Here is a 17,158-nt window from a genome sequence, read left to right as displayed (position 1 = left end):
TCTTTACCGGTGCATGGATTGCCAGGCCATTACACTGGGCGAACACCTCCTCCAGAGAGATGGCTAAAGAATTCAGATAAAAAAAGGGCGACTGTGAAGTCGCCCTTTTTTATTGTTCTCAGGATTTGGCAGGTCGCATGCCTTGCTGCATCTGAATACGCTTGAGTGTTTGCTGGTACATGGTGGTGCGGCGGTGGTTCTTGGCGTAGCCACCGGCGGCGGCCACGGTGCCTGCCTGGATGTGATCCAGGTAGCGGAAGATCGTACGCGGCGAAAGACATTTGATGCCGTAGCCGAGGCTGCTTAATCGATCCTGCAGCGTGTATCCCGGGACCCGGTCGTCCATCGAAAAATGCAGCCCGTGCGCCTTGATCAACCGTGCATTCCACAAGGTGCAGAAGCTTTTCAGGTGGGTTTCCCGGTAGGGTTTTGGCTCCCGGGAGCGCAGGCCCAACTGCAGTTTTGCCCGCCGAAAATAGTGTTTGAAATAACGCGAAGACAAGCGCCAGGTGTCTCTTAAAACACCCCGATCAAGCTGTTCGACACAACCGACTGCTGCTGTATCCAAAGATTGCATACACTCGTTGATCATCATTGAAAAGACAGTGCTGTCGAACACGAAAGTGTCGGTGTGCAGCAGAAACAGGTAATCGGTTTCAACTTTCGCAAGTGCCAGATCAAGTGCCTTGCCATGAGCAATATGTCCGGGTTCCTTACCCGGCGAAGGGCGCTCGATCAAGTTGATCCAGTCAAGGGAACGCAAGTAAGCCAGACTTTCGTCCGCAGAATCGTTGTCCACCACCCACACCGGAATCTGATGATCCTTGACGTATTGCTGGAGAAACTCCAGGCACATCCGGGTTATTTCCGGGGTTTTGTAATTGACCAATACAAGACTGAACGCGGGCTGTTGTGCCGAGGGGAAATCAAACTCTCTCATGATCCAGGCTCACATCGAAATGAATGGCTTTGTGTGCGGTGAGCAACGCTCGCACCACGCTGCTTCGTGGCCCGGATGGTAGGGACGCAACCTTAGTTCAAGCTTAATTTTGGAACGGTCGGCGTCAGTCGACTTGTTACGACGTGCGACGCAAGCGCAGGCCGCGCACACGGCGACTTTCCACGGTAAGATGCGCCGCCATTTTCAGATCAAGGAAGACAACGGCCCGCGCCGTTCGCCACGGATGAAACCACTTTCCCTCTACCACCCGGCCCTCTACTGGCTGCGCGTGTGGCAAAAAAGACTGTTCCGCCACATCGCCTGGCACTGCTCGAGCAAACGCTACGCACGACCTGCCGCGACGTCCGAGCGCTTGCCTTATCGCTACCTCAAACACACCTCCAAACTGATCCGCAAACTCGGCGACTCCGACCTTGCGCTGCAACACAACAAAGTCATCAACCTCAAACTCGCCGTCGCCGCCATCGACGGCGTCACCATCGCCCCCGGCGAGTATTTCTCCTTCTGCCGCCTCGTCGGCCGCCCGACCCGCCAACGCGGCTACGTCGAAGGCATGGAACTGTCCTTCGGTCAGGCCCGCACCGGCATCGGCGGCGGCATCTGCCAACTCAGCAACCTCATCCACTGGATGGCCATTCACTCCCCCCTGGTCGTCATCGAACGCGCCAACCACAGCTTCGACCCCTTCCCGGACGACGGCCGCGTCCTGCCGTTCGGCTCTGGCGCGGCGATCTTCTACAACTACATCGACCTGGTGCTGCACAACCCGACGGATCGGAGCTTTCAGTTGAAGCTGAAGGTGGGGGAGACGCAACTGGAAGGGGAATTGTTGTGTGATCGGGAACGGGCGTATCGGTATCACGTGTTTGAGTTGGGGCATCGGTTTGTGCGGGAGGGGGAGCGGGTGTATCGGGAGAATGAGATTTGGCGGGAGGTGAGGGAGAAGGGGCAGGTGGGGGCTTTGGTGGAGAGGGAGCGGTTGTATGGGAATCGGGTGGTGGTTAAGTATGAGGTGGCGGAGCAAGTCATTGAAAGGCAGCAGTAGGTTGTGTTTCTTGCCTTAGGGTTTCCAGAGCGTGACGGAAATAACGCAATTACAGGTTTCGGTAGGGATATGTTTCGCCGCATAAGTGAAACGTATCGTCCAAATAATAAACCCCGGAAATCGAGTTTATTACCAGTTCGAGTTTTCCCTTTGATGGGAGTAGCAAATAGAACAGCTCAAAGAATAAGTAGTCCTTGATGAGAGTAGTTGCTACGTCCGGGTGGCTTTTTATCAGAATTGAAAGTGGCGGGTAATCGCAATCTCGTAATGCGGGGATGTCGGCGTAGCCTTGTTTTTTGTCGTCTTGTATGCATTCAGAAATGAATGCGTTTGCTATCTCATGAAAGTGCTCGGGGAGTTCTTGGGTTTTTATTGATAAAGTATATTTTTTGGCATTGTTGGAGAGAGACTCACCGAAGCCAAGGCTGCGGTAGGTGACAGAGGTTGGGTCAATGGTTTTGTTTTCTGATTTGAAGATCATGATTGTTTAATCGCTGGAGGGGGCAAAGGCGTTGCTGTATGTACGCAGTCGTGGTCGTCTACATAAGTTAAGAAGCTAAGTGCTGTATTAGTTATCCAGAATGGAAAGCCAGTCGTCTCTGAAAGTAAGATTCTCAAATCGGATGATGACTGAAGCGTCCAGGCATGTACTTGGTTATCTAAGACGATTAATGTTAGCTTCTCATAAGGGTATAGAAAATCGACTTTTTTCCAATAATCTGGGTCGTGTTGTTTTGTCGCGGATTTTAGATTGAGTGGGTCAAGGTTTTTTGTGCTGGAGCCAAAGAAGCAGGTTTTGATAATTGAAATTATTTCTTCTAATTCCTCGTTTTTTAGTTGCCGGATTTTTAGAAGGTTTTTTTCGAATGCTGAAGTGATTTCTTTTGCCAAATAATTCATCTAGATGGTCCTACTGCTTTACGGATAAAAGTGAAAGGCGGATGGATTTATTTTCTTCAACGGAAAATAAATCTGTCCGCTTTGGTTTTCTAAGGCTTCCAAAATTGGATTCCTTCCATATGACGCTCAATATCGTCCCTATCATCCTCTCCGAGGGTTGAATCAAATTTTGTAGTGATGATCTTTCTTACCTTCGCAAGTCTTTGAGTCACGTTCTCGTTGTCAATAAAGTCGGTAGTTGCTTTTTGGTAATCGTTGACAGGCTTGTCGCAATAGTAGCTTCCTATCTTGTGCAGCGAAATCAAGATAAATTCAATTTCCGCTAGAACCTCAAGGGCATCCTCTCCATTGATTTCTATTGTTTGATTCTTTTCTAACATTGATCTCTCCTCAGGTTTATTTTCTTCAGCAAAAAAATAAATTTCTATCCTTTGGGTACGTTCTATTGGTTTGTTATGCTTCAAGCATAAAATCTTCGATTTTTTTAATAAATTCCATCTTGTTTTTTGTTTTGAATCCCCCTAGGAATGTCTCAGAATTTTTTAAAGGGTTCCCTTTGTTGTCGTACTTGATCGTTAGGAATTCAATTACAAACTCCCCCGTTGGATCTCCTTCTGGTTCAACTCTGGAGTCAAAGCAGTGTCCCGTAGTTTGTCGTGCACCACCTAGTAAAACTGAACTACTAAACCACTCTGCAGTTTCTGGGGTGAGATCAACCTCGTAAAGATTGTTGATTGTGATTGTCCATCCACTTGGTACTCGGAGGGGTTGGAGTTCGTATTTAAGTTTTGTTCTCATATTGTTTGGTTTTTCTCATGTATTTTTTAACTTGATCTGGAGGAGCCGGGAAGCTGTGTATTACAGGTTGTCCTGATTTTGTTAGTTTAATACTTACCTGGTTGGTAGGCTCACCGTTGTTATAGCTTACTGGAGTTTCTGTAAAAATAAATCTGTCCCCTTTGGGTTAGGTGTTGGAGGGGATGATTGAGGGGGGTAGTGGTGATGTTGCTTTAGTCATCTGGTTTGCTTCATGTGTCGGAAGTGTTTTTCGATTCTAGCTTTCCAGGTTTTTTAATACGTTCTCTAACGCGATTTTCAGTTCTACCCAGTTTTTGGCTTTTTCACAATGAATCGGATTTTGCCAGTCTTGATTGTGGATTAGAGAGATTACAAAGGAACCGCGAGTGCTGAATTCTGGATACCATCCGATATCGAGTATCTGGCCGCATGGGAAGGTTGCTTGAAACATATCCTCCTTCAAATTGTTTATTAGGAGAGAGGGCTCGATCGCTTGATCAAGGTACGATATATCATCGAAAGTTATTTTGGCTCCGAGTCGGGCTAGGTATTTTTTCATGATTTATCTAACACCTTGAGAAAGGAAAGTATGTAGTATTGGTTTTTTAATCAATGTTTCTATATTAGATCTATGTTATAGGTTGGTTATATTGTCTGGTCCGCCATTTTTGATGAGCATGTTTACTCGACGATTGAAGAGCTCGAGATTTTCAGGAATGTTGTTGGTTGCAACTGTTTCTTTGAGAAATGACATTGTTTTCGAGATTCTTCGCTTTTCGTCGTTGTTGGCATCTCGGATAAGATCGAACCCGTTTTTTGACAGATAGGGTTGTTCGGTTCTCAAATAGTAATAGCAGCCAATGTTTTCAAGAAGGTCATGCGCATCGGTTATCGTGAGCTCTACAGTGATTAGATACAAACTGAATGCATTTTTCAGTATTTCTGTCGAGTTGTTCAATGGTTTTAGAAATACACTCGAGTCCTGCCAGTTTCTGATATGCAACTGAGTTCCCCAGTCTGGATCTCTCGTGAAATACTCTCCTTTGCCCCTGAAGTAATCTGGGAACTCATTTTTGTTCAGTGCGATTTCGAAGTTGCTCGTCATTGTGTGGGCCTGGTTTTTGGTGACGGTGATTTTATCAATTCAATGATGTTGTTTTCAATTTCACATTGGCTTCAATTAGTAGCGGGAAAGGGAAGGTTGTTCATTGTAGGTGCGATAGCCAACGTCGAAGTTGCTAGTGGTGTGAGTGTTGCTATATGTGGGGTCGAATAGACCTGTGAGAGGTGGTTGAGTAGGTTTCTCTCTTGAATTTAATTTTTCTAAGGCCTTTTGAAGCTCAAGGTGGCTCTCTATGTATGTGTACTCTGACGAGTTAAATTCAAGTGTTATAGTGCTGGGTGAAATGAATGCGAAGTTAATCAAGAGCTCCGGAGTCGAAAAAAGTCTTCCGCTGATGTCGTAAATTTTGTCTCCGGTATTTAAATTTTGGCCGTAGCGTTCGTGGGTTAAATATCCGTTATCTTGGTTTAATAGTCGCAATAGTTTTTCGTAGCCTTTTATTGACTCAAAGGAAATACTGGCCTGTCTTATTATAAGGAAGCCGTCTTCGGTCATGTTCTCCAAAAAGGTTGAATTCTGCCTGTTGATTGAGGCAATGACGGGCTCGTCGATCAAGTTAAGTAAGAAGTTTGATAGCTTAAGGCGAAATTTTTCCCGAGGGTTTTCGATGGGGGGGATGCTGATATAGCTTATAATCCCGCCTGCATTGTCGGAGTCGATCGCGCCAAAACACTCTGTGATATCAATTGAAAAAATCATTTTTGCTTTCTCGATAGTGAACCGATCAAGTGATTTGGGTTCGATTTGCTCGCCTTCGATGGTCTTTAATCCCTTTGGTTCTCTACTCTTTGTATGTAAATGTGCCTCTGGAAGTGATTTCTTTGCCTCGGATTACGCGGGCTGGTGGATTGCCTTGAAAAGTGAAGTCGTATATTGCAATAAGAGTATCTATTGTTTGATTGGTAGGCTGAATATTTTTTGATTTTATGTCTGAGGATATATCGGAGTCGTAAGAAAAGCCTTCAATTGCACTCTCGAGAGAATTGGTGCTATCGACTGTGTCAGCTTCGATAAAATCATTATCTATAAAACCAAGTGAAAATGTATTTGTGAACTCGCATCCAAGCGAGTTTCCATCTTCAGAGTATGTCGGCACCATTATTTCCTGGAGCGTTGATGGCTCCCAGTCAGTTTTTGCAGTCCAGATTGAGACTGTTTTTGTTACTTCCATTTTATCTCTTGGTTTTTTATATCTGAAAAGTGGACAGATTTATTTACCTCAACGAAAAATAAATCTGTCCCCTTTTTACACCTTTTTGCAGCACCTTTCTGCAATTTTTGCGCTTTTTGTCTCACTGCGAAACCTTCCGGTGTTGGCCGATAGCTGACCTGGCGGAGGGCAGCAAATGGCAGAGGTGCAGTGATGCTGTCTGATAATGATTAGGGTTTTAAAAGTTTGAACTCAACCATTCATTTTTAAGACAGGTACCAGGTCAAAAACTCGAAAAATCCGCTCCACTTCATTAGCGAATTACCTGATAAAAAATCATCTCGGTTAGCAAGGCTAAAATCTAAAACTTCACCACTGTGTTTGTCATATATGTAGCATCCTTCACCTTGAATACTTGTAAGGCAAATCAGGTTTTCTGGAAGCTCCCATACCTCATGAATAAAACTGGTGCCGATTTCTATTTCATTGCTGGGGTCTGCGATTTCACACAGCTTTTCATCTGAAGAGCTACTTCTGAAAAATGTTATTGTGTAATTTAAGAAAAACTCTGAAAGTTCACTATTTAAATCTATACCGAGCGTGTTTAATGCGTCGATAACAGGGCTTTTGTCTTTTCGGTAGGTCTCGCCGGGTTGTTTTTCAATTAGTTGAATCAGCTCATTTGGGATCATTGTGCGGCCTCTGCTGCTCGGTCTTTCCAATGTTGAGGGACTTCTTTCTTGAATAGTTCCCTATCTACAGGCGCATTTGGATGTTGGCTGTGCCCGTATGGATGTACAGCTTCTCGTCTCTTGTAAGGTGAGTTTTGCGACTTTAGTAAAAAGGAGACAGATTTATTTTCTTCAACGAAGAATGAACCTGTCGCCTTTGGTTATATGTCCCCTTTGGTTATAGGCCTGTTTGGTAAACTCAGTTGCGAAAGTAGAGTTCGTCGATCTGCCGTCGTCGAATCGACAAATATTCTTCCCAGACTGTCGGAAAGTCTTTGTCGCGGGTGAAGGGGAAGGTCAGGTAGATGTGTTTCCCGCTAACGCTCAAATACTGCCTGGTCCGTTTGAATGCGGGCTGCTCGTGAACTGATACAGTCTCATCATAACCATCGTGGCGCTGCTGGATACTGATCCGGTGCGGAGCAATCATTCCTCGTGAAAAGTCGATGACCCAGCTACTGTCCACGGCAGTGGTGAGGTAACCGTAGACACCATTGTCGGATAAGCGAATACACGATCTTGCGTGTACGCCCTCGTCATCGTTTACAAGTACAACTTGGTCGTTGAAATAATTGATGCGATTTTGATTAGGGCCTGTTAGCAGAAGACCCCAACCTTCTGCTCCCATATGGAACTCACCTGTATTGTTAAATTCTGCAATCCAGTTATTCGGGAGGGTGATTTTATGGCAGTTCATGTTGAGTGTTTTAGTTGGCTTGGTGGTTGTGAAAGGGGGGGGGTTATAGCGGATATTCACAGCGCCATGGTGTAGTGAAAATCTCTGGATTGATATCGAGGTTTTCAAGTAGAGCGTTGATCGCATCCTCTGAGTTCATGGTTTCTATTTTTTCGATAGTAATATCGCGGTCATCTATATCGTCGCTTGTTTCAAGTGTTTCGGTAGGGATTTTAAATATTATAGTCGCGTATCGGGAGCTTTTTGATTGGTGGATGAAATCGTAATATTGGTTTGGGTCGTTGGTGAAGGAGTACTTGTAAATGGCATACACTGAAATCCATTTTCTTAATGATGGTTCATCGGATTTTAGCTCTTGCGCAATGTTGTCGTAGCCTGTCCCGTCAAGCCCATACCATACACTTCGTGGGATATGTTTTTGCGCTGCCATTTTTTCCCTCGAACGTGAGAAGGGGGTATTTTCTTCCGCGAATGATAAATCTGTCCCCTTCTTTGGTTTGAAAAGGTGACAGATTTGTCCATTTTTATTGAGTTCAATCTAGCGGGTACTCGCAAGTCCATGGGGGCGTAAATAGCTCGGGGTTTATGTTGTTTTCATAAAGAAAAGAGTTTATTTCTTCCTCTGTTTCCATGCTTTTGCACTTTGTGATTGTTGTGTCGCTGGCGCCAATACTGTCTCTTGTTTCGAGAAGGTGGATTGGGAGAGTGAATTCCATAATGACGTATTTAGAGTTTTTTGCATCCTCTAAAAACTTGTAATAACGCTCTCCAGGGTATCTATTTTCAAAGTTTAAATGATAAACGGCGTAGATTGCGATCCACTTTCTAAGTGAGTCATTCTGCGAAGGTAGTTCCTGCGCAATCTCTGTATATGATTTTGCCTCCAAGCCCCACCAAACTTTTCTAGGGATTGTCTTCAGGGTGCTCATTTTTGTCCTTCAAATTGGTTTGGCCAGTAGATTCTTATAACTTCCCCTTTCACAGGGTGAAGCTGCAAATGTGGATGATCACCATGTGGGTCGCTCGGCTCGTGATTCGCCATGAGCTGAAAGGAAGAGCTGAAAGGGGACAGATTTATTCTCTTCAGTAAAAAATAAATCTATCCCCTTTATTTTGTAGTTTTGATAGTGCCTTTTAGCTTTCTAGTGGTTACTCTAGATAATAGTTAAATTTTTCTTCCCATCCGAAATTCACATCCTGTTGCTTTGTGCGTTCAAAAATATTAATTATTTTGTTGTACGAGTCTCCCATGTTATTTTGAGAGTGTTCAGAATTTTTCCATATTAAATCTACTGGGCGTTCCACGTCGGTGCTGAGTAGGTCCCATAAGGCGTTGAGGTTGTTTCCATAAAAATCTGTCACCGCAAAAGCAATGGCTATTTTTTTATGAAACTCTTGTTCTGATGAAATGGTTAAGCCATCAAGTACAATTATCATTTTTAAAACTCACTTCCAGGTTCCAATAGAGCTAACGGTGTCGTAGTGGTCGCTAGTTATATAAAGAAGTCCATCGTCTGAATAAAGTAGTCTTGTTCCTGGTTGGTTGCTACGAGACATTGTATTGTTAAGGCCTACATCAGCTTCATACCAAGTTCGACCAGGGGCTGAAGGGAGTACGTTTGTATCATTATGGAAAACATCACCACCTAGCTGACCACCAGGAACGCTATTATTTAGTGCTTTTCCCGGTTTCCAACCACTCTGCGCTGCTTGAGTCTTTGTGACATGGTTGTATTCTCTAACATTAAAGTGTGGCTTGTGCGAAGCATGTGTGGAAGGAAAGTCTTGAAAAGGGGACGGATTTATTTTCTTATTTTCTTATTTTCTTTAACGAAAAATAAATCGGTCCCCTTTGACCCCTTGACTGTTCAAGAGCATTCTTTCCTTTGAGTTTGATTGTCCTTTTTATTATGTTTTTAGAGTTAAGCCCATGCTATGGATAGATTGTCTGGACGATCAATGGGTACTATGGCCACTGTGCCGCTTGAAGATTGAACATGGATGTTGCTGTTATGAAAAGTGATTTTTTCAAATGGGTTGGTTCCGCTCAATACGATCAGCCAAACTAGTTCGTCGGTGTCTTTTTTGGAAAGTGCAATGAAACCGTCATCTCCGGATGCTAAGCATTCGCCGCAAGTAAAAAAATTGTTGTTAGAGTCTTCTGCTGTATAAGTAGTCGAGAGGCCTTCGCATATGTCGGTGTGGTCTAGTAAGAAATCATTTGCCGGGATCCATATTTTTTTTGTTAGTTTTTCTTCTTTTTCTGAACAATCAAAGAGGCAGTAGAAGCCATTGTTTAACGTAATTGAATTTTGTCGAGGGTATGCTTCTTCAAGCCAATGTTCTTGGATTTTATGTTTGTCGGTAGTGAACATTTTTACTTGCCTATTCGTTTGTCTTTGGTTGGTCGTTTCAAACGAAAAATAAATCTGTCCCCTTTGGTTGCTTTATTTATTTATGGTTTGGTACTTTTTAAGGCAGTTTAGTAATGTTTTCATAAGGTTGCGTTTGTTGGATGGGAGGGCAGGGAAGTATGTTGTCATGTCTGAAAAGATTCGATTGAAGCTTTCGTTATTTTCTAGATAGAATGTAAGTGAGTCTATATACCATTGCTGTTCGCTTGCTATTCGGCTTGTGAAGTCTGGCATTATAAAAGCGTCGAAAAGCTTAGTGAGCTCTAATTCGTTGTTTATGTCTGTACTTGCTATCTGTTCTTCTGCTTCAATATTTTGATCGCTATCCACGTCAAAGGCGAAAAGTAGAGACGGCAAAATATCCAAGGTTGGTTGTGGTTTCATTGTTCGTACTTCGGGTAAGAGATTTTTTGTAGGCCGTTTGTGTCAAGGATTGTAACGGCTTTTGTTTGCTGTTTGTATTTTGTTCCACCTTTTTTATAACCTTCGCCAATTATTCCGCCCATGCTCATAGGGCGTTCGGCTAATGCTTTATTTCCCGTGTTCTTAAAAATTCGCATTGCGCGTGTAATTGCTGCTAATTGAGCTTTGTGACTTGTATAGAGAGTTGAGTTAGGCTTGACTATCTTCCCGCTTTGATAGGTTTCCACTGAAAAGGGGACAGATTTATTTTCTTATTTTCTTTAGCGAAAAATAAATCTGTCCCCTTTAGTCGTCATTTGGTTGTGTATCGAACTCCTCGGAAATCACCCTTGGTGGCTCAAGTTGTTTACTCTATGGCGCTCATGTAAACAGATGGCCCGCAAAGCAATGGGTATTTTGTTTTGAACTCTAATAGAGAGTGTTTGTTTTCTGCGTGGATTAAAAAATACTCGTCAAATTTCTCTATTTTTATATTGAGATCTTCTTGGGTAGGGATGTTTTTTAAGATTAGTTCTTTGGTGTCGGTGCAGCTTAAGCCAATGCGGCAAGTATTGAATCCCGCCTTTATCCACTTTTCAGGTGCGGAATCGGGGGTTTCTGGGATGTCGAACTCGAAGGTTATGTTGGGCCTGTTATTGTCGATTGTTATTTGGAATAGCCTTATCGTGCTTATTTTAATAGGTTTGGTGAATACTCTATTAAATAAGGTATTGCCATCAAGATCATTCCAGGTTTTCATTTTTTTTCCTTGAAGGGGTAGTGTTCTTGGGCGCCGGGGACTTTTCCGTTCCTGGTATTCTCGAAGGGTCGAAGATTTAGGTGCGCCGCCTGATCTCCTACTCCGTTAACATCGTTGTAGGTATGCCCTGCGCTATGGTCTTGAATAACTACTTTTGATCCGTCTGCTCTAGTGTATTGATATTCTCGCGTAATAATAGGTTTTCCATCTTTTCCTAATATCGCCTCACCAGTTTTATCCGTCATGGCCACATATTTATACTGATGCTCTTTGCCTCGCCGAGGATCATATACAAGGTCAGGTTGTTGTGAACGCGGTATGCCGGCATCAGATTTTGCCTGTTTAAACGCTCCATTTCTAGAGAGTGTTGGTGCTTCAGGTTCATCTGATTTGCCCTGAATTGGGGTGTCTTTACTTTCGAGGCACTGTGTATTCAACCCCAACGGATCCACCCAACCAGTAGGGTTAGGCACGTACTGGTAGTTATTCAACCCCCCCGCAAGCTTGATCGGGTCAGGGGTCAAAAACCGTCCAGAGTTCGGATTGTAGTAGCGATGGCGGTTGTAGTGCAGCCCGGTTTCCGCATCGAAGTACTGGCCCTGAAAACGCAGTGGGTTGTCGATTTCGGAAACGTCCAACGCAGCTAGATTGCCATACGCCCGATACTTCGCCGACCACATGATCTCGCCACTGTAGGCGGTCAGTTCCTGTGGGGTGCCGAGGTGGTCGAGTTGGTAATAGAACGGCGCGGCCTGGGCTGGGCCTTCGCCATCAAGCATGGCCAGGGGGCGGAAGGTGCCGGGTTCGTAGAGGTAAGTGCGATAGCGATTTTCACCGCTCTCGACGATCAGTCGTTCGCCTTCCCACAGGAACTCGGTAGTACGCCCATCGACGGTTTTGCTGATGCGGCGCCCAAAAGCGTCGTACTTGTAGGTCGCGGTGCTACCACCCGGCAGGCTGACGCCGATCAGCCGGTGTTGGCAGTCGTACTGATATTCAGTGACCAGCTTCTGACCGGCGCCGCGGCGTTCGCGGCTGAGGTTGCCGAAGGCATCGTAGTCGTAATGGCGGTCGCCCTGCATCAGGAGGCGGTTACCTTTGACGTTGGCCAGGTTGGCGGCGGGCTGGTCACCCTGGCCCAGCAGGTTGCCGGCGGGGTCGTGGGCGAAGCTCTCTGGTGTCGTACCCCGGACGTTGATCAGGCGATCCAGCGGGTCGTAGTAATAGCGCAGGTTGCCCTTTCTACTATCGTCGATACCGGCCAGGTTGCCGTTGGCCTCGTAGGCATAGGTACGGCGGTAGAGATTGTGCTGTTGGTCGTGTTGTTGCTGGCTGACGCTGTGTGCCTGCAGGCGACCCTGGTCGTCGTATTGGTACTGGCTGAGCAGCAGGCCCTGCTGGCGTTGTTGTTCGCGACCGGCATTGAACTGGTGGCTGGTCAGGCGCGAGCCGTTGAGATCGACGCTGCTGAGCTGGCCACCAGGGGCATGGCGATAGTCGAGCTTGCTGCCGTCGGGCAGGCGGCAGTGGCTGAGCTGGCCGAGCTTATCGTACTCGTAGCGCAGGGTGCCCCAGCCTTGGTGTTCGGTGATCAGTCGGTCTTGCAGGTCGTATTCGTAGGTCAGCGGCCAGTGGCCGTCGTCGACATTCACCAAGCGACCCAAGGCGTCGTAGCGGTAGTGGGTCTCTTCGCCATCGGCCAGGACTTTCACCAGCAGCCGGCCAGCAGCATCGCGCAGGTACTCCGTGACCAGTTCGCAGCCGTCGTCGCCAAACTCGGTTTTCTTCAGCAGATTGCCGTTGAGGTCGTAGGCGTAGGCAGTGCTGCGCCCGTCGAAGCCGGTTTCCTGCTGGATCAGGCCGTTGGGGTAGTAGTCCAAGTGGTACTGCTCGCCGCGCTCGTTTTCGATATCGGTGAGCAGCAGGCGCGCGTTGTCGTAGCGATAACGTAACTGGCTGCCGTCGGGGTTGATGCGGCGGCTGACCAGGTGGAGGTTGTCGGCGTATTCGTAGCGAGTGACGCGCCCCAGTTCATCGCGTTCGGCGGTGACTTTGCCATAGGCGTTGTAGCTGAAGGCGCGGGTCGCGCCGCCGGGCAGGGTGACCTGTGCCAGGCGGTTGGCGGCGTCCCACTGGTAGTGGGTGATGTCGCCACTTTCGTCCTGACGGGTGATCTGCCGGCCCAGGGCATCGTAGCGGTATTTGCGTTGGCCGCCGTCGGGCAGGCGCTCTTCCAGAAGTTGGCCGAGGCCGTTCCAGCCCAGTTGGTGGCGGCTGCCGTCGGCGTGGCTAATTTCCAGCAGGCGGCCCTGGCGGTCGTAGCGGTAGTGGGTTTCGTTGCCGTCGGGGTCGGTCTGTTGCGTGATGTCGCCCTGGAGGTTGCGCTGGTATTTCCAGCTGGCTTTACCCCGACGGACCACTCGTACGAAACCGTTGTGGTGCTGGTAGGTGGTCGGTTCGTCATCGGGAGGGATGATTGCGACCAAGCGCCCGGCTTCGTTGTACTGATATTCGGTAACGGCGCCGAGCGGGTCTTTCTCGGCAATCAGCCGGCCTTTTTCATCGTAGGCTTTTTGCGTTTCTGCGCCGTCAGGGGCGGTCTGGCTGACCAGTCGAGCATTTTCGTCGTGTACGTAAACCTGCTCGCTGCCATCGACGTTGATGACAGTGACTGTGCCTTGGTCGTCCCACACATACCGGGAATCGATTTGCGAAAGGTTGGACCACTGGCGGATACAGCGGGCTGCCTTGCCTTCTCGCTCCCACTCCCAGAAAAAACTTGCACCACCGGCCAGTTGACGTTGCTGAATGACATGCCGCTCGTCATAGCGATAGTGTTCGACTTCCCCGGCGGCGTTGGTGGCACTGATGAGCTGGTTGCGTTCGTTGTACTGGTAGCTGACCAGGGTCTGTACCGTCAACCACGGCTCCTGACGCTCACCTCGTTCGTCGTACTCGGGGCGGCGCTGCTGATAGTCCACTGCTGCGATATGGCGGTCGTCATAGCGCAGGAAAAGGCTGCGCCCGGCGCCATTGTCGATGCGCTGGATACGATCGACCAGGTCATAGCTGATGTGCAGTTGGTTATCGTAGGCGTCGCTGATTGTGGTCAGGCGCCCGGTTCGGAAATGATAGAAGCGCGCACCTTGCCCGGTCTGGGTCAGGATCAGTTCACCTGGCGAATCGCCTAGGAAAATCGCCGCTTCGGCCAAGCTGTTGGTAATGACCGGACGTTGTTCGTTTGGCAGTGGAAACTGGGTCTGGCGGTTTTCGCTGTCAGTCCACAGCACCCCTTCATCGTTGATTTGCAACCGATGGGACAGCGAATGGCTCCAGCCGAAACCCAGGCGGTTGTCGATTTCCACCGCACTGGTGCGATACAGCCGCGTCCATTCCAGGGGCAGTAGGCCGTCGAGTTCACCGTCAGTGAGGGTCAGCAGCTCCTCGCCAGTGACCATCGAGATGGGGTCGCCCTCACAGCGGGTGTTCTTCGTGCATTGTGTTGCTTGCCCTGCCGGATTCTCGGACTGCTTGGGCACATCCTTGATCGGCTCTTCTTTGACCAGCAGGCTTTGAGGTTCTGTTTTCTTCCGGGCAAACACCGAGGCGTTCGGCTCCTTCAGTATGGGGGTGTCGACAGTCTTGGGCAGAGGCACAGGGCCACCGCCAGCATCAAGGGGGCTGATAGTGAGGGGGGCCTTCTTGCTCGCGTTCAGCGGAGCATCTTTAGCCTTTAGCATCACAGGTTTGGATAGCTGTGTATGAGCCGGAAGACTATGCTTGGTGCTGGCCACCATCAGTTGCTCAGCCAGACCCTCAAGGTATTTGAGGGCTCCCCCAGGCTTCATTTTACTTAGGGCCTTGGTGCCCAACCGCACAGCAAGACCGGCTCCGCCGGTGAGACAGATACCAATGACTACGTTGATCAGGAACTCTACACCGATGCTTGCGATCACGTTGACGATCACCTGCGGCGGCAGCATGCCGACCCAGGCCACAATTGCCGAGATGTAGATGAACATCAGCGGTTCGTCGTTGAGTATCAACAAGGCGGAGGCAATTGCGTCTTGGGAGGTCGCGTAGAGCTTATCGAGTTCAAGGTCTGATAAGTAGTCGCGAAGCTTTTTGGCATTTCCTATCGGATCGGCCAGAAGGCCTACAAGGTCCTTCAAGTCATCCCACAAATTAAGCAATGCTTGCTCGAAACTATCGAGTGCTTCTCGCAGCAGAATTCCCGTGCGACCCAAACGATCTGCCGCGGAGTAGGTGTTCCATTGCGGTTGGAACTTGCTCGCCCACTCGCTTTTCAACCAGCCGTCGATGTCGCTGATCACACCTTTGTAAGAGCCATAAAGGGCTTTGAGATCGTTTTCCGAAACGTCTGGAAAGAAGGTGATGCGATATTGTTTTCCCGGGATGCAATTATCGATGGTTTCGATCCCGCTTGGACCGATTTTTTTATTGATTGGGGCTCCCACCACGGAGTAGCCAATCATTGCTTTTTCGACCTGTTCGATACGCACCGGGGTATTGCCGATTGGCACGTAGCGTGCAGTCTCGAATGCATGGATTAGCGTAAGCTTGCCATCTTTTGGACACACGGCAAAGGTCTCGACGGCCCCTGTCCTGGTTCTACGCTGCGTAACACTGACCTCATTGCCGACCTTGAATTTCTGGTCGACGTCCATGGCCCAGCCTGTCCAGAAACCGTCCGCCCAATTCTTGTAGTCACTCAGGCAATTATTGAAGTCCTTGAGGATCAGGTTCACGTCAGGTGCTTTTGCGTCCAGTACCCGAAGGACCAAGGTTCCCAGTGGGCTGCTAATCATGCGTTGACTTCCTTTGTCAGATGGGCGGCGAGGCGCTCTGCCATTTCTTCTGTATTTGGGTTTTGGCGTACGAAGCGCTCGACCTTTCTACGCAGGTTGGCTTCAGGGAATTCGAAGTAAAGCTCTGGACAGTCCTCTGATAGCCACTGCATCAGGTTTTCGACGACGGTGGTGTGGTCTTTTTCGGCAAGTGTATTCAAGAGTTTTTCAGGCACCTCCCACCACGGCCAATCCTTCGCCTTTGGCACCACCCTCGGCCCGACTTCCAGGCTCTGTCCATTGATCAGGTAACGCTCAAACACCGGCAGCACCTCCCCAGCGCTCTCACCTAGCCCTTCAAGAATCGGATACATATGCCGCCCATCCCAGAACCGGAAAAACACCTCGGTCCCGTCCGGCATCTTCACTTGGGTCAGGCTGCGCAGGTGTTCGAAGACTTCGTTGGGTTCCGAGCGGGAAACCGCCAGCCAGCCCCAGTCGAGGGCGTCGGTTTCGGTGATCCAGGGCAGGAAAGCCGAGTTGGCCTTGAGTTCGGCGACGTAAGGCATCACCGGTTGCCAGGTGGAGTAGGGCGTTCCGCCCCAGGCGGGAATGGCCTGGACGGACGGTTCGCTCTGATACAAGGCCTTGAGCGCTTCGGCATCGCTGGCGGCGCTGACGATCAGGTACAGGCGTTCGTTCGCCTTGAGCGGGTGCGCGGAGAGCCAGGCCTGGGGAGTGATTTTTTCAGATGCCACAACAACCGTCCTTGATGGGTGAGTCTAAAAACTCATGTCCGCTTCAATGTTTTCTTCGTAACCCGAAAGTTTGCGCAGAACGCTTTCGCTTCCCGAGTATTTTTCTTTCAACTGCTTGAGCTGCTGATCTGTTCCCTTGCAGTACGTGTTTGCATTGCTGACGAACCGATTGATGTTGTCAGGGTCGGCCGGGTCGTACTCGGGAATATCACCGCGAAGCGAGTCACAGTTGTTTCTCTTGATTACGTAGCTGGAGACGTCGTCGGGTACAGCGCTGCGACGCTCGGCTGCGGAGGCGGTCTGCGGTTGAGTCAGCAAGACACCTGATAAACAGCATGACAAAACGCGCAGATTGACTCGGCCTCTGAGCGCTATGAGATTTGTTCGCGTATGGCGCCCGCAAGTCAGATCGCGCATGCCCCTGCCTTACACTTCTCACACTCTTCACAAAACGGCGCATTACGCTTGAGCGTGTTGATCTGCGCCGGCGTCAGCACAGCACCCGCCTTATCGGCATCGGCCTGTTTCAGCACGCCCGGCATCAACGGCGCCGCACCGGTCCCGCTCCCCGGCCCACCACCGGAGTTGATATTGATCGCCGGCCCACTCAT

22 protein-coding genes and 1 pseudogene are annotated in these 17,158 nt (G+C 48.6%); 1 reads left to right on the top strand and 22 read right to left on the bottom strand.

Translation table 11 applies throughout. The annotated features are described in order from the left end of the window. Positions 1 to 118 precede the first annotated feature (118 nt). Positions 119 to 940: a glycosyltransferase family 2 protein gene (locus tag AC1RME_RS13545; protein WP_096821361.1), complete on the bottom strand. Its 822-nt coding sequence runs from the start codon at positions 938 to 940 to the stop codon at positions 119 to 121. Between the two features lie 244 nt (positions 941 to 1,184). On the opposite strand from AC1RME_RS13545, the gene AC1RME_RS13540 reads away from it, so the two are divergent. After that, positions 1,185 to 2,006, top strand: a complete 822-nt coding sequence (locus AC1RME_RS13540; RefSeq protein WP_096821374.1) for a VanW family protein — start codon at positions 1,185 to 1,187, stop codon at positions 2,004 to 2,006. Between the two features lie 49 nt (positions 2,007 to 2,055). On the opposite strand, the gene AC1RME_RS13535 is transcribed toward AC1RME_RS13540, so the two are convergent. The 21 genes and pseudogenes from AC1RME_RS13535 to AC1RME_RS13435 all read right to left on the bottom strand — a co-directional run. Continuing rightward, the gene (locus tag AC1RME_RS13535) at positions 2,056 to 2,487 is read right to left on the bottom strand and encodes a hypothetical protein (protein ID WP_096821362.1); all 432 of its coding nucleotides are present in this window, start codon (positions 2,485 to 2,487) and stop codon (positions 2,056 to 2,058) included. Further along, positions 2,484 to 2,906 carry a hypothetical protein gene (locus AC1RME_RS13530; protein WP_493091409.1) on the bottom strand — a complete coding sequence of 141 codons (423 nt, stop codon included), beginning with the start codon at positions 2,904 to 2,906 and terminating at the stop codon, positions 2,484 to 2,486. Before AC1RME_RS13530 ends, AC1RME_RS13535 begins: the two co-directional genes overlap by 4 nt. Positions 2,907 to 2,995: 89 nt before the next feature. Further along, positions 2,996 to 3,370 carry a hypothetical protein gene (locus AC1RME_RS13525; protein ID WP_493091407.1) on the bottom strand — a complete coding sequence of 125 codons (375 nt, stop codon included), beginning with the start codon at positions 3,368 to 3,370 and terminating at the stop codon, positions 2,996 to 2,998. Then, positions 3,360 to 3,704, bottom strand: coding sequence for a hypothetical protein (locus AC1RME_RS13520; RefSeq protein ID WP_493091405.1), 345 nt, complete (start codon positions 3,702 to 3,704; stop codon positions 3,360 to 3,362). The genes AC1RME_RS13525 and AC1RME_RS13520 overlap by 11 nt, the downstream gene beginning before the upstream one ends. Before the next feature lie 634 nt (positions 3,705 to 4,338). Continuing rightward, positions 4,339 to 4,809, bottom strand: coding sequence for a hypothetical protein (locus AC1RME_RS13515; protein WP_493072758.1), 471 nt, complete (start codon positions 4,807 to 4,809; stop codon positions 4,339 to 4,341). A gap of 75 nt (positions 4,810 to 4,884) precedes the next feature. Further along, entirely contained in the window at positions 4,885 to 5,526 is a 642-nt protein-coding gene (locus tag AC1RME_RS13510) for a hypothetical protein (protein ID WP_493091403.1), read from the bottom strand. A gap of 82 nt (positions 5,527 to 5,608) precedes the next feature. Beyond that, positions 5,609 to 5,998, bottom strand: coding sequence for an immunity 22 family protein (locus tag AC1RME_RS13505; protein ID WP_493091401.1), 390 nt, complete (start codon positions 5,996 to 5,998; stop codon positions 5,609 to 5,611). 245 nt (positions 5,999 to 6,243) lie between these two features. Further along, on the bottom strand, positions 6,244 to 6,669 hold the full coding sequence (locus tag AC1RME_RS13500; RefSeq protein ID WP_493072755.1) for an SMI1/KNR4 family protein: 426 nt from the start codon (positions 6,667 to 6,669) through the stop codon (positions 6,244 to 6,246). Positions 6,670 to 6,907: 238 nt separating this feature from the next. Then, entirely contained in the window at positions 6,908 to 7,465 is a 558-nt protein-coding gene (locus AC1RME_RS13495) for a hypothetical protein (protein WP_493091399.1), read from the bottom strand. Next, on the bottom strand, positions 7,449 to 7,835 hold the full coding sequence (locus tag AC1RME_RS13490) for a hypothetical protein (RefSeq protein ID WP_493091397.1): 387 nt from the start codon (positions 7,833 to 7,835) through the stop codon (positions 7,449 to 7,451). The genes AC1RME_RS13495 and AC1RME_RS13490 overlap by 17 nt, the downstream gene beginning before the upstream one ends. A gap of 103 nt (positions 7,836 to 7,938) precedes the next feature. Beyond that, on the bottom strand, positions 7,939 to 8,334 hold the full coding sequence (locus tag AC1RME_RS13485) for a hypothetical protein (protein WP_493072752.1): 396 nt from the start codon (positions 8,332 to 8,334) through the stop codon (positions 7,939 to 7,941). Between the two features lie 220 nt (positions 8,335 to 8,554). After that, on the bottom strand, positions 8,555 to 8,842 hold the full coding sequence (locus tag AC1RME_RS13480) for a barstar family protein (protein ID WP_493072751.1): 288 nt from the start codon (positions 8,840 to 8,842) through the stop codon (positions 8,555 to 8,557). A gap of 9 nt (positions 8,843 to 8,851) precedes the next feature. Continuing rightward, entirely contained in the window at positions 8,852 to 9,211 is a 360-nt protein-coding gene (locus tag AC1RME_RS13475) for a ribonuclease domain-containing protein (RefSeq protein ID WP_493091549.1), read from the bottom strand. 116 nt (positions 9,212 to 9,327) lie between these two features. Next, positions 9,328 to 9,780, bottom strand: a complete 453-nt coding sequence (locus AC1RME_RS13470) for a hypothetical protein (RefSeq protein ID WP_493072750.1) — start codon at positions 9,778 to 9,780, stop codon at positions 9,328 to 9,330. A gap of 72 nt (positions 9,781 to 9,852) precedes the next feature. Then, positions 9,853 to 10,203, bottom strand: coding sequence for a hypothetical protein (locus AC1RME_RS13465; protein WP_096823082.1), 351 nt, complete (start codon positions 10,201 to 10,203; stop codon positions 9,853 to 9,855). Continuing rightward, on the bottom strand, positions 10,200 to 10,469 hold the full coding sequence (locus tag AC1RME_RS13460; RefSeq protein WP_141401813.1) for a hypothetical protein: 270 nt from the start codon (positions 10,467 to 10,469) through the stop codon (positions 10,200 to 10,202). Before AC1RME_RS13460 ends, AC1RME_RS13465 begins: the two co-directional genes overlap by 4 nt. Positions 10,470 to 10,588: 119 nt before the next feature. Continuing rightward, positions 10,589 to 10,981: an Imm50 family immunity protein gene (locus AC1RME_RS13455; protein WP_096823081.1), complete on the bottom strand. Its 393-nt coding sequence runs from the start codon at positions 10,979 to 10,981 to the stop codon at positions 10,589 to 10,591. Beyond that, positions 10,978 to 15,810, bottom strand: coding sequence for an RHS repeat-associated core domain-containing protein (locus AC1RME_RS13450; protein ID WP_255261980.1), 4,833 nt, complete (start codon positions 15,808 to 15,810; stop codon positions 10,978 to 10,980). The genes AC1RME_RS13455 and AC1RME_RS13450 overlap by 4 nt, the downstream gene beginning before the upstream one ends. Continuing rightward, a complete protein-coding gene (locus AC1RME_RS13445) occupies positions 15,807 to 16,547 on the bottom strand; it encodes a DUF4123 domain-containing protein (RefSeq protein WP_096823080.1) in 741 nt (246 codons plus the stop codon). The genes AC1RME_RS13450 and AC1RME_RS13445 overlap by 4 nt, the downstream gene beginning before the upstream one ends. A gap of 24 nt (positions 16,548 to 16,571) precedes the next feature. Then, positions 16,572 to 16,964 (bottom strand): hypothetical protein, encoded by a 393-nt coding sequence (locus AC1RME_RS13440; RefSeq protein WP_244142456.1) that lies wholly within the window; start codon positions 16,962 to 16,964, stop codon positions 16,572 to 16,574. Beyond that, a pseudogene (locus AC1RME_RS13435) lies at positions 16,952 to 17,158 on the bottom strand (type VI secretion system tip protein VgrG); the annotation flags it as partial. The pseudogene AC1RME_RS13435 and the gene AC1RME_RS13440, both read right to left, overlap by 13 nt.

It is taken from the genome of Pseudomonas sp. GW822-FHT03F08, assembly GCF_058801265.1.
The sequence above is the reverse complement of the archived record's forward strand: the minus strand, read 5'-3'. Positions and strand labels throughout refer to the sequence as shown.

What these genes read in the sequence shown, in the direction of transcription:
- AC1RME_RS13545 (WP_096821361.1), bottom strand. Translation starts at nt 940, where the DNA reads ATGAGAGAGTTTGATTTCCCCTCGGCACAACAGCCCGCGTTCAGTCTT.
- AC1RME_RS13540 (WP_096821374.1), top strand. Translation starts at nt 1,185, where the DNA reads ATGAAACCACTTTCCCTCTACCACCCGGCCCTCTACTGGCTGCGCGTG.
- AC1RME_RS13535 (WP_096821362.1), bottom strand. Translation starts at nt 2,487, where the DNA reads ATGATCTTCAAATCAGAAAACAAAACCATTGACCCAACCTCTGTCACC.
- AC1RME_RS13530 (WP_493091409.1), bottom strand. Translation starts at nt 2,906, where the DNA reads ATGAATTATTTGGCAAAAGAAATCACTTCAGCATTCGAAAAAAACCTT.
- AC1RME_RS13520 (WP_493091405.1), bottom strand. Translation starts at nt 3,704, where the DNA reads ATGAGAACAAAACTTAAATACGAACTCCAACCCCTCCGAGTACCAAGT.
- AC1RME_RS13515 (WP_493072758.1), bottom strand. Translation starts at nt 4,809, where the DNA reads ATGACGAGCAACTTCGAAATCGCACTGAACAAAAATGAGTTCCCAGAT.
- AC1RME_RS13510 (WP_493091403.1), bottom strand. Translation starts at nt 5,526, where the DNA reads ATGATTTTTTCAATTGATATCACAGAGTGTTTTGGCGCGATCGACTCC.
- AC1RME_RS13505 (WP_493091401.1), bottom strand. Translation starts at nt 5,998, where the DNA reads ATGGAAGTAACAAAAACAGTCTCAATCTGGACTGCAAAAACTGACTGG.
- AC1RME_RS13500 (WP_493072755.1), bottom strand. Translation starts at nt 6,669, where the DNA reads ATGATCCCAAATGAGCTGATTCAACTAATTGAAAAACAACCCGGCGAG.
- AC1RME_RS13490 (WP_493091397.1), bottom strand. Translation starts at nt 7,835, where the DNA reads ATGGCAGCGCAAAAACATATCCCACGAAGTGTATGGTATGGGCTTGAC.
- AC1RME_RS13485 (WP_493072752.1), bottom strand. Translation starts at nt 8,334, where the DNA reads ATGAGCACCCTGAAGACAATCCCTAGAAAAGTTTGGTGGGGCTTGGAG.
- AC1RME_RS13480 (WP_493072751.1), bottom strand. Translation starts at nt 8,842, where the DNA reads ATGATAATTGTACTTGATGGCTTAACCATTTCATCAGAACAAGAGTTT.
- AC1RME_RS13470 (WP_493072750.1), bottom strand. Translation starts at nt 9,780, where the DNA reads ATGTTCACTACCGACAAACATAAAATCCAAGAACATTGGCTTGAAGAA.
- AC1RME_RS13465 (WP_096823082.1), bottom strand. Translation starts at nt 10,203, where the DNA reads ATGAAACCACAACCAACCTTGGATATTTTGCCGTCTCTACTTTTCGCC.
- AC1RME_RS13455 (WP_096823081.1), bottom strand. Translation starts at nt 10,981, where the DNA reads ATGAAAACCTGGAATGATCTTGATGGCAATACCTTATTTAATAGAGTA.
- AC1RME_RS13450 (WP_255261980.1), bottom strand. Translation starts at nt 15,810, where the DNA reads ATGATTAGCAGCCCACTGGGAACCTTGGTCCTTCGGGTACTGGACGCA.
- AC1RME_RS13440 (WP_244142456.1), bottom strand. Translation starts at nt 16,964, where the DNA reads ATGCGCGATCTGACTTGCGGGCGCCATACGCGAACAAATCTCATAGCG.